This is a genomic window from Type-D symbiont of Plautia stali (genome assembly GCF_001485335.1).
Lineage (GTDB): Bacteria > Pseudomonadota > Gammaproteobacteria > Enterobacterales > Enterobacteriaceae > Pantoea > Pantoea vagans_C.
In genome coordinates, this window is sequence record NZ_BBOC01000004.1 from 125429 (window position 1) to 132825 (window position 7397).

Annotated in this window: 5 protein-coding genes; 2 read left to right on the forward strand and 3 right to left on the reverse strand. The window is 53.6% G+C overall.

Annotation, left to right across the window (positions count from 1 at the left end; all coding sequences use genetic code 11):
* The first annotated feature begins 149 nt into the window (after nucleotides 1-149).
* Nucleotides 150-1490, forward strand: coding sequence for a carbohydrate porin (locus PSSD_RS02590; RefSeq protein ID WP_039333847.1), 1341 nt, complete (start codon nucleotides 150-152; stop codon nucleotides 1488-1490).
* Between the two features lie 129 nt (nucleotides 1491-1619).
* Here the strand turns inward: PSSD_RS02590 and yegD are convergent, their stop codons facing one another.
* The 3 genes from yegD to PSSD_RS02605 all read right to left on the reverse strand — a co-directional run bounded on the left by yegD (nucleotide 1620) and on the right by PSSD_RS02605 (nucleotide 6375).
* Entirely contained in the window at nucleotides 1620-2972 is a 1353-nt protein-coding gene (gene yegD, locus PSSD_RS02595) for a molecular chaperone (RefSeq protein ID WP_039333849.1), read from the reverse strand.
* Between the two features lie 75 nt (nucleotides 2973-3047).
* On the reverse strand, nucleotides 3048-5612 hold the full coding sequence (locus tag PSSD_RS02600) for a diguanylate cyclase (protein WP_072214939.1): 2565 nt from the start codon (nucleotides 5610-5612) through the stop codon (nucleotides 3048-3050).
* Between the two features lie 148 nt (nucleotides 5613-5760).
* Entirely contained in the window at nucleotides 5761-6375 is a 615-nt protein-coding gene (locus tag PSSD_RS02605; protein WP_039333851.1) for a phosphatase PAP2 family protein, read from the reverse strand.
* A gap of 230 nt (nucleotides 6376-6605) precedes the next feature.
* Here PSSD_RS02605 and udk point away from each other — a divergent pair, with 230 nt between their 5' ends.
* Entirely contained in the window at nucleotides 6606-7244 is a 639-nt protein-coding gene (gene udk, locus PSSD_RS02610; RefSeq protein WP_039333852.1) for a uridine kinase, read from the forward strand.
* The last annotated feature ends 153 nt before the right edge of the window (nucleotides 7245-7397 follow it).

The window sequence follows — 7397 nt, forward strand, 5'->3', positions numbered from 1 at the left end:
TTTGTAAAAAGATATTCATTCATAGACCATTGTCACAATTGCGTTAATTAACTATCACCTGATCTTTCACTGCGCACATATTTGCAAAAATTGACATATCCCCAGCACTATCCTCTGTTCGATCCTTTCCAGTAACTCACAAAAGAATAATGATCATGAACAGAAAAAAAGCAGTGCAGCATATGCCCCGCCTGGCAGCGGGAACCCTGATGTTTGCGATGCTGAGTGCATCTGCGATGGCCGCCGATGCATTCAGCGCTGACTCACCGTACATGTTTGGTGACTGGGGTGGTTACCGAACGCAGCTGGAGAATGACGGGATTAAATTCGACGTCAACTACACCATGGAAAGCGCCTCTAACCTTGGCGGTGGCGCGGATACCAACACCTCTATGCGTTACAGCGACCAGTGGGCGTTTGGCGCAAACTTTGACCTGGAAAAACTGCTGAACTGGCAGGATGCTGAGTTCCAGATGACCATTACCGACCGTAATGGCCAGAACATCTCCGATCAGGTGGCTGACCGTCGTACCGGCATGCTCTCATCCGTGCAGGAAGTGTATGGACGTGGGCAAACCTGGCGCCTGACGCAATTCTGGTTGCGTAAAGGTCTATTCAACGATGTGGTCGACCTGAAAGCCGGTCGCGTTACCGTCGGTGAAGACTTCGATAACTTTGACAGTAAGTTCCAGAACCTGGCATTTGGTAGTGGCCAGGCCGGTAACTGGCGAGGTGACCGTTGGTTCAACTGGCCGGTTTCCCAGTGGGGCGGTCGCGTAAAAATCAACATCACGCCTGAAGTGTTCTTCCAGGTCGGCTTCTATAACCAGAACAGTTCGAACTATGATCGCGGCGATGGTTTCCGCCTCGACACCAGCAATTCCGAAGGCAACATGGTGCCGGTGGAACTGGGCTGGAAACCGACGTTCGGCGCGGACAAACTGCCGGGTAACTACCGTATTGGTTATTACTACTCATCAGCGAACAGTGATAACTACGGCAGCTGGAGCAACGGGGCTTACCAGAGCCAGGATCACGCCTACGGCGGTTATGTGCTGTTACAACAGCAGTTGACCGCGCAGGGTGGCGATGCCAGTCGTGGCTTGGGTGTGACCGTGCAGGCCGTCATGAATGACCACAAAACTTCGAAAACGGATAACTACCAGTCCATCAGCTTTACCTGGAAAGGGCCGTTTGATGCACGTCCCCAGGATGAGATTGGTGTCGGTGCCGCACGTATTCACGTCAACAGCGCCTATACCCGCTCGCTGCGTGAACAGAATAACGCTAACGGCGAAACGGACTTCAATAGCCCAACCTATCTGCCGATCCAGGATGGCTCAGAGTACAACTACGAGATTTACTACAACGCTCAGCTGACCAAATGGCTGCAACTGCGTCCTAACCTGCAGTATGTGGTGGCACCGGGTGCCGTCAGTGAAGTGAAAGACGCCTTTGTTGGCGGCATCGCAGCGAATATTAATTTCTGATTCGCGGATGCAAACAAAATTGGCGGCCCACTTGGCCGCCATTTTTTATGGCTGGTCGCCATGAATGACGACCCTACAACGATTCTGCGTGGTTTTCGTAGGGCGCGCATTGATGCGCACCTGAATTTATTAACCGAACATCACCTCGGCCCAACGCGCCAGACCGGCGGTGACCGATCCAAAATCATCGCCACCGGCAATAGGTGTATCCGGAAGCGCCTGTTGCAGTGCCGCTCGCAGCACCGGAGAACGCGCGCTGCCGCCTGTCAGATAAATCACTTCAGGTTTGGTTTCGCATGTCGCCAGAGCCAGATGAACCTGCTCCAGAATCCGCTCCAGCGGCTGATTGATGGCTTCTTCCAACTGTGCGGCGCTGATTTCAGCCTGCAAAGATTGCGCAATAAACGCCAGCGACGCATCGGTCTCATTCTGTTCAGACAGGGCGATTTTGCTCTCTTCCGCTGCACGCACTAAACGATAGCTCAGCTTCTGCTGCCATACCTTAAGCAGGTGTGCCACTTTATCCGCTTCTTCGGCATCACGAATCAGGTCGCGCAACAGTTTGCCGCTTGCCGCTGAATAAAAATCGCTCTGCGCCGGAACATCGTTAATCGCCACCGCATTCCACCAGGGGAGCGCGGGCAGGGCGGTGCCTTTTTGCGTATTGCCGCCTAGACCCAGCAGCGGCATCAGGGTTTTGAACGCCAGGATAATATCCAGATCGTTTCCGCCTACGCGGCAGCCGCTGTGACCTAATAAACTCTCACGACGATCGGTTTTATTGCGCCATTCTGGTCCCATCAACAGCATCGAGCAGTCTGTGGTACCGCCGCCGATGTCGACCACCAGCACGCGTGTCTCTTTCTCCAGCGTGGCTTCAAAATCCAGCCCTGCAGCCACCGGTTCAAACTGGAATTCAACGTCACGGAAGCCCGCACGTTTCGCGGCACGCAGCAAAATCCCCTGTGCCTGCTGGTTGGCGTCTTCGCCACCTAAGCCCTGGAAGTTAATCGGGCGACCAATCACCGCCTGCTCAATCGGGCGGTCAAGCTGGGTTTCACCCTGCTGGCGGATGTGCAGCATCATGGCGCACACCAAATCCTCAAAGAAAGCAATTTGCTGCGGCTTGAGACCGTTGGCACCAAGGAAGGACTTTGGTGATTTCACAAACCACACGTCTTCAGGGTCAACCATATATTGTTGCAGTGCGGTGATGCCGAACTGCACGCTACCCGGCGTGACCTCGATATCTTCTTCACGGTTGAAACGCAGCGCGCGTTGCAACAGCGCCGTGCCTTCACTGTCCGGTGTCGGCACCTGATGATGACGATGCAGCCATTCGCTGATCGCTTCGCGCGTGGGCGCACAAATCATGGAGGGAAGCAGGCGCTGACCCTTCTCCAGTGTCAGCAGGCGCGGTGTGCCGTTATCGCTCACTGCGATAGAACAGTTAGCCGTGCCGTAATCGAATCCGATAAACATAATGATCCCCCATGCCAGAAAAAAAGGGGGCGACTTTAGCGCAGCCAGCGCGGGCTGGCAATAAGCAGGTGGTGATTACATCTGCACTTCCTGGTAAACGTGATATTGACCACGTCCCGCGTGTTTTGCGCTATAGCAGGCGACATCGGCCTGCGACATCACCACATTACTGATGCAGTTGTGCTGATCAATCTGCGTCACACCGGCGCTGGCACCCACGTGATAAGGCTGTTCATGCCAGATAAAGGTGAAGTCATTGACGGCAGAAACAATGCGTTGCACCACATCGCGCATCTGATCGACATCGCTGTTAGGCAGTAACACACCAAACTCATCGCCACCGAGACGCGCCAGAACATCGCTGCTGCGCAAATACTTTTGCATCAGATCCGCCAGTTCACGCAGCAAGGCATCTCCCGCGGCGTGCCCGGCGCTGTCGTTGACAGCTTTAAACTTATCCAGATCGATAAACACCAACACGTGCTGGTTTTTATTCGCTGCGGCATCATTCACCAGCCGCTTGAGCTGTTGTTCGAAGCTGTGGCGGTTTGGCAGACGGGTGAGCATATCGTGTGACGCGCTGTAACTCAGGCGCTTCATCATTCTGCGCGATTCACTGACATCCTGGATAACCATCACCGCGCCAATGCTCGCACCGGTCAGGGTTTTCAGCGGGGTGATGCTGTAGTGGATTTCTACCTGTGCGCCATCCGGCGTATGCAGCACCAACTCCTCTTCCAGGTCAGGCGAGGTTTTTTCATCGGGCAGGGTGCAAAGCAGCAGATTTTCCACGCGCGGTCCCTGTACCCCGCGCGTGATATTCAACAGATCGGTAATCGGGATGCCCGCCGCTTTACTCTGCGTCCAGCCACTCAGGGTTTCGGCCACCGGGTTCATAAAGGTTACGCGCATTTCATCATCGGTGCTGATTACCGCTTCACCAATCGAATCCAGGGTGATCGCCATGCGCTCTTTTTCCTGGAACAGCGCTTCATTCAACGCGCGCAACGAGGTGATGTCCTGACAGATGCCAAGCATGCGCTCTATCTGCCCATCCTGGCTCAGAATACGGTTGGCCTCGGTGCGGATATAACGCGGACCAGTAGGCAGGTTCACGCGATACTCCAGATGAAACGCAGTACGGCGCTCAATCGCCTGCTGGACAGTCAGAGCAGCAGATTCACGCTCGGCAGGTTCCAACAAATGCAACCAAAGGTCGTAAGTCGGGGTCTGATGGGGGCCTAGCGCGAACAACTCATACATGCGCTTGTCCCACAGCATTTCGCCATTCAGCAGATTCCATTCCCACACGCCAATTCCGCCCGCTTCGTTGGCCAGCGTGATGCGTTCCATCAAGCGCCGATTAACTTGCTCACTCTGTTTCAGTTCCGAAATATCGATGATCTGGGCGATGAAATAGAGCGGTTGTGAATTGGCGTCACTGACCATCGAAACCGTTAACCGCGCCCAGACAATCTCCCCATCTCGGCGGAAATAGCGCTTCTCCATGGTGTAGGTCAGGATTTCTCCCGCCACGAGCCGCTCTAACTGTTGTAAGTCGATATTAAGGTCGTCGGGATGGGTGATTTGCTGGAACGTCAGTTTCTTTAACTCGTCAGCGGGATAGCCCAGTGTTTGACACAATGATTGGTTGACCTGCTGCCAGCCGCCGCTGGGCGACACCAACGCCATACCAATCGCCGAATATTCCATGGCGTTACGGAAGCGGGTTTCACTTTCGCTGATATGGTGTTTTTCACGCTGGAAGGCATCCATCACCAGCGCCATGACATGGCTGGGCAGCAGCACCAGCAAGAAAGGTAACCAGGTGCTGACCTGGCCGAGCAATAAACCCGTTTGTACCAGGTTCACCCAGCCAAAAGCCAGCAGAATAGAGATAAAACTGGCATTCAGGAAGAACAGCAGGAATGCCTCGAATTTCGGCAATCGCACTGCGCACCAGAACAGGATCACGACAATAAAGGTAAAGGGCCACGGCAGGAAACGCAGTGAAAGATAGCTGGCGAAAAGCGTGAAGATCAGCGTCAGTAAGGTTTCCAACTGGCGGCCGGGGGTAATCAGTTGGCGTAGCGGCTTATTGGGCCACAGAAGCAGTACGGGGCCAAATGCCAGCACGCCGATGATTTCTGAAATCACCCAGGTGGAAAAGAACGGCAAAGAGGCTTTATGACCCACGTGCAGCATCCACAGCGCCAGCACCCCCCCGATCAGCGGGGCGATCAAGCCCGCGCACAAGGCAAAACGCACCCAGTCCAGCAGGGAGTGCAGCGGGGCTTTGCGGTCAAGCAGTGCGCGCAGCATCAGGCCGGCGAGAATAGCCTGTACCATGTTTAAAATGGCAAATTTAAGGTTGCTGAACGCGGGTCCAATCACCAGCAAGTTAGCTAATGACGTGCCAATGACACAGCTCAGCAGCAGTAAGGGAACACGTTTGGAGGGAGCACGAAACACCACCACGGTCATTAAAGCCGTGGAATACCAGAGCGGGGAAATACGCCCACTGACGACAATCAGTTCCAGACAAAACAACGTCAGCAAAAAGGCTAAAGCACCCAGCAATAAGGCGTTGAGCCAATTTCTTTGCGGTCTATCCTGTGAGGTCAATATCTCAAGGGTCATGCACGAATCCAGCTTCGCGCATCCGTTATACGACGAAAAATGCGCCATTCAATCTCTGCTTTGCATGCTAGCACATCTGCATAAGATGTCTGCGCAGAAATCAAATTTAGTCGCTATTCAAACGATTGACTGGCCCTTGTGAACCCGGTTACTGGCGGTAAAGATCCGCGCGGGTGAAGGGCTTTTCTAAACCGGCGAGATTGGCGGAAAAACGTTCGAGAAATTGCTGCGTGGTGGCAACGCGGCCATGGCCCATTAATACCACCGGCACTAATAACGCCACACACACTTGCGCCAGACTAAACCCTTTTAGCGCGGTGCGGCGTTGAGTGACCAGGAAGGCGCTGCTCAAGGTGAAGCCCAGCATCAGGCCGGTTAACACTTCGCTAAAGGAGTGAGCATGGATGACCAGGCGCGAGAAGCCCACCATCATCGGGATTAGATATCCCACACCAATGGTGACGGTACGCCAAAAAGCAGGGAAGCGGCCGGAGACCAGCCACATCATCACCGGCCAGAGTGTCGCTGACATGGCACTGTGTCCGCTGAAACCGGTGAAGTTAAATCTGGCGCTACCAATGCCAAAGCCGAGAAACAGGATTTTTGAGATGCTGACCAGCAAACCCGCCAGACCAAAGGCCAGCAGCCAATACCACACGGTTTGGCGGTTGTCGCTTTTCCATGGCAGTATCAGCGCGATGATCACCGCAGTGGGGATCAACAGCATGCTGTCACCAAAATAGGTCAGGGTTTTCCAGCTCATACATTTCCTTGTGGCTACGTTCGGTCAACCTGCGCTGGACAGAGCACAGGCAGATGAACAGTGTATCGATTATCTGTCTGGCTGCAAAAGGGGATATTCTGAAAAGCCTTGGGTCCATTTCTCTGGCATCAAACCGGTGAAATACCTATAATTGCCGCCAACTAACCCTCTCAATCGGCCCATTGTCGTTTCGGCTCCAATTGGCTCCAGTTATCAGGTCTTAAAAAAGTATGACTGACAAGTCTCATCAGTGCGTGATCGTTGGCATTGCAGGTGCATCCGCATCCGGAAAAAGTCTTATTGCCAGCACGCTCTATCGTGAAATCCGTGACCAGGTCGGTGACGAGCATATCGGTGTCATCCCCGAAGATGCCTACTATAAAGATCAGAGCCACCTCACCATGGAAGAGAGGGTGAAAACCAACTATGACCATCCGAGCGCGATGGATCACGACCTGCTGTTGCAGCACCTGCGTGCTTTAAAGGCAGGGCAGGACATTGAGTTGCCGGTTTACAGCTATGTTGAACATACACGCACCAGCGACTGCATTCACCTCAAGCCTAAAAAAGTCATTATCCTTGAAGGGATTCTGCTGTTAACGGATTCGCGCCTGCGTCAGGAGATGAACTTCTCGATTTTCGTGGATACGCCGCTGGATATCTGCCTGATGCGCCGTATGAAGCGTGACGTCAACGAGCGCGGTCGCTCGATGGACTCGGTCATGAGCCAGTACCAGAAAACCGTGCGTCCGATGTTCCTGCAATTTATTGAGCCTTCGAAGCAGTACGCTGACATTATCGTGCCGCGCGGCGGGAAAAACCGCATCGCCATCGATATCCTCAAGGCAAAAATCAACCAGTATCTTTAATTCACTCTGTCCGGATATGGACGTGACGCGCTAAGGTTGTCACAACAGTGGTGACCTTTCGCTACACTTAAATCATGGAGTACCAGCGATGAGATTGTGCGATCGCGATATTGAAGCGTGGCTCGACAACGGTAAATTAGCCATTGAACCACG